General features: G+C 50.2%; 2 protein-coding genes. Both read right to left on the bottom strand.

The window, feature by feature from the left end; translation table 11 throughout:
* Positions 1-141: 141 nt before the first annotated feature.
* On the bottom strand, positions 142-1,539 hold the full coding sequence (locus NG833_RS24990; RefSeq protein ID WP_254567990.1) for a GTP-binding protein: 1,398 nt from the start codon (positions 1,537-1,539) through the stop codon (positions 142-144).
* A gap of 64 nt (positions 1,540-1,603) precedes the next feature.
* Positions 1,604-3,142 (bottom strand): DUF697 domain-containing protein, encoded by a 1,539-nt coding sequence (locus NG833_RS24995; RefSeq protein ID WP_254567989.1) that lies wholly within the window; start codon positions 3,140-3,142, stop codon positions 1,604-1,606.
* Positions 3,143-3,461 lie beyond the last annotated feature (319 nt).

Consider the following 3,461-nt stretch of genomic DNA (forward strand, 5'->3'; position numbering starts at 1 on the left):
CCCCCAGCCCCCCCTTGCTAAGGGGGGGAGTTAGAATTGGGCCGAAATTATCTGAAATTGGCTTGTTAATAGGCGTTGAAAATTAGCCCGCGCAGGCGGGCTTCGTCCTTGTAGCCCCACCCTTCCAGGGTGCGGGATTTCTCAATTTTTTACCTCTAATTGTTGCTGCAATTCCTCTCGGAGGCGATATAAGACGGTGTTGGGTTCGACTTGGGATAAAATATCGTGAATGACGGTATTTGCGCCTAATGGTCCCCAGGTGCAGCCTTGTTCTAAATAGACTTGTGCTGCTTGTCCGACTTTGTAGGTTCCAAATCCGGATAGAGATGCTTGCGCGATCGCCGCGCCAACATACCCAGTCATCCCTCCGACATCTCCCGATGCACCGATAATTGCTGCTGCACTCTTTCCAAATCCCATAAACAGTCCATTCGCCAACTCACTCAGCAGTACCCCGCCACTACTAAATAGGATTTGCTGCCATAACTTACCCGCCTCATATCCTGTCATTGGCAATCCATACAACCGCGCCAATGCCCGAATTAACAGCAAGTCCGCGATCGCACCCCCCAATACATCAAACAGCGCCAACGGATTCAACGCCACCGCCGCTGCCTTATACTGAGCAAAGCGCCAAATTAACGTCTCCGCCTGTTCTTGTCGCGATTTGATACTCGCCTTCGCTAACTCTTCCTGCGCCTCTTTCGCTTGCACTAAGGCATTAATCGCCAACAGCGATCGCCCTTGTTCCTGCACCACCTGCAAAATCTTGTTCTTCAATTCCTCAATCTGCGGGGGTGGCGTTTCCAACTCGTAAGACACCCGACCATCGGGCCATTCAATTCTCACTTGCAACGGGGCCGGGTCGGCTGCTACCATGACAATATCCTCTTGATGCGGTAGGCGATCGCCCGGAGTCTCCTCCGCTTCCACCCAATCATCCTCACTCTCCACCGCTGCCTGTTTCCGCTTCTGCTTCGCTGAGGCAAAATACTGTAACTGTCGATAAATCGCCTGCCGGTCCTGTTCCGGATACAAATCTATCTTATTAAACACTAAAATCAACGGCTTCTGAGTCCGGCGCAACTCACAGAGTGCCTCATATTCCGTCCGGGTAATATCCCCAGATACCACAAATAAAATCAAATCCGCAGCGCGAGCAATATTCCGCGCCATCTGCGATCGCACTTGACCCTCAACCTCATCCAATCCGGGGGTATCAATCAACTCCACCGCCAGATTCCCCCCGACATCCCATTGTACCGATCGCGGCCATTGGGTCACTCCATGAATCGGTCCCGTTGTCAGGATTCTCTGACCCATCAAGCTATTTAACACCGTGGATTTACCCCGACTGACTAACCCAAAAGCGGCAATGCGAATCATTCCGCCATCAAGTCTTTCTAGGGTAGCTGACAGATTATCAAGTTGTGCCTGCATCGCGGCAAGCTGCTTGACATCCATACTCTGCTGTCGCGATCGCCGATGTTGCGAATAAAACGACTGCGCCTGCCGAATGCTGGCGCGGGCTCGGTTCATATACTGGACATCCTGCCGATTTGAACCATTCAAATCAGCAGAAGTCGGGGTGGGGTTGGGGGTCTTAGGTGCTTGGCTCAAGGTTCGGAATCGCTACACTCTCTGCTATTCTATTCTCCTGCAAAGCCTTCACTTGTGCAGTGAGGCTTTCCGACTTTTTCGATTCGGGTACGAATCGCGTCACAGTCTGCTTGACAAATCCTTGCAAAAATGCCATCCGTTGATTCTGCTGGAACACAGTTTTTAAGGTTTCACTCAGTTGTTCCAAATTAATCCCAGACTCCGCACTCACGTCTTGCGCCTGGAAGTATTCAATCAGACTCAAACCCGCTAACCGCGTTAAATAGGCGGCGCTAATTCCTTGGACGACTCCCCCAGCAACATAGGTGACAGCATTGCTTTTGAGGATGGCTGAAATGGTTTGGGTAGACAGTTCCACCACTCCCAGTTTTACCAGTTGTTCCCCCATTGCCGCAGCGATCGCCTTTTCTCGGTCAAAGGAAAAGGGATGCTGATAAATCTCCCCTAATTCCACAATTAATTGGGTAGTAACCGCACCTGTGGCTAATAAATCTAAGGCTGCTACTGGATTCGCAAAGGTTGCCGCAGCGGAAATATACTGATATTTCTCAATGACTGGCATGGCGCGATCGCGACGCAGTTGGTTTAATATCTGTTGTGCTTCCGCTTTTAATCCGACTGCCTGTCGGTAACTTTGCGCCATCACAAACTGTTGGCTTTCTTGTGCCACCATCTCCTGTAATCGCGTCATCAAAGCAGTCACTTCCGGTGACGGTTGTTCCATTGTCTCAATGGTTGTACCATCACTTTGATGCTGCCGCACTTTCACCGGATTGGGTGCAACCGAAATTGCCACTACATTTTCAGGATTTAATGTCAATCCCAGGCGATCAATCGCACGCTGCAAGATTCCCGCCTGTTGTTCCGGTAACGTCTGGTCTTTTTTATTCCAGGCAACCAAAACCGGGACCGCTGCTATTGTCAGTTGTTGGATGGCTTGAAATTCTGAGTCGGTTAAGTCACCACTGGTTAAAAATACCACCAAATCCGCAGCAATTGCCTGTTTCCATGCCGCAGTTGCTTGTAACGGTAACCCTTCCTCGGCATCTCTGACGGTAAACAAGGCGGGAATTTCTGCAAAGGTTAGGGTTTTATCAGTTTGAGACTGCCAGTTGGACTGTAACCATTGCATGACTTTGGTTTTGCCGGTACTTTTACCTCCGGCGATCGCCAGATGCAGTGCATTCCGAGTTGCATCCGGTGAGAGTTGTCCTAGGCGAGTTCTGAAGTCAGCAATGATTTTGGCATCCCCTGCCTCTGCCTCGATTTTGGCGATCGCCAGTTCCGCTTGGCTTTTGGCTTGTTCCAGCATCTCTGCGGTGACTGATTCAGCGGCAATAGGTTTGATGGTTGCTGGTTCCCGTTTTTTGAACAGCCAAAATCCGGCACCGATGGCGATCGCGCCGAGTACCCCAAATTCCCCCGCTTCTCCCCAGGAGTGATTCAAACTTTCCATCGCCCATAGGCCAAATGATAAGCCCAAACCGCCAATTAAAATAGGTCGTTGCAGTTTAACTGCCATAAAATTATCCCACTATTTTTATAGATGTTCATTCGTGGGGCAACCGGGGGCAAACAGTTCCGATACGCGATCGCCCTTCTTTTCTATTTCCATTTTAACGGCTGGGGTTGCACTTCCAACTCTACTATGGCAGTGCGGATTTTACGATTACTTTGGAAATAGGGGAGAACTTCAGGACTAGAAACCCGGTTTCTGACCCCCTACCCAGGACTGAGAAACCGGGTTTCTAACCGAGATTGTGGCTATTTGCCTGAAATTTTGTCAAGAAACCCGGTTTCTGACCCCCTACCCAGGACTGAGAAACCGGGTTTCTAACCGA

This window comes from Oscillatoria sp. HE19RPO (genome assembly GCF_024220515.1).
Lineage (GTDB): Bacteria > Cyanobacteriota > Cyanobacteriia > Cyanobacteriales > Laspinemataceae > Laspinema.